Consider the following 399-nt stretch of genomic DNA (forward strand, 5'->3'; position numbering starts at 1 on the left):
GAATTACGCAACAAAGCCATAAAAACCTGCCCGATAAGCTATAGTTTAAATTCTAATAAAAGAAGATTGAATTACATAAGCAATCGAACAATACTTACCATAATAGAGATTATCGAGGACAAAGAATGCCACTCACGTTTGCACACTTCTTAGAACAAGCCAGAAAGGAGCGAGGTTTAACACAGCAGGAGATGCTTGAGTTACTGCTTGAGGCCGACCCGACATTGTCTAAGCTCGACCTCAGGGCAAGATTACGAAGCCCCTTGCCCTGCAAGGACTTGCGAAAGGTAAGCGTTATTGCGGTTCGCTTTTTTCTGCTTTCTTTTGATCCCTGCTTTGAAGCTGATTTCTTCCGTCAGCAGATTTAAAGCTATATGTCTTATAACTGCTAAATTCTCA

Annotated in this window: 1 pseudogene; it reads right to left on the bottom strand. The window is 41.4% G+C overall.

The features are described 5' to 3' along the window. Window positions 1–251: 251 nt before the first annotated feature. A pseudogene (locus AB4384_RS23650) lies at window positions 252–399 on the bottom strand (ISAs1 family transposase); the annotation flags it as partial.

It is taken from the genome of Vibrio sp. 10N.261.51.A4, from assembly GCF_041471945.1.
Classification (GTDB): domain Bacteria; phylum Pseudomonadota; class Gammaproteobacteria; order Enterobacterales; family Vibrionaceae; genus Vibrio; species Vibrio crassostreae_C.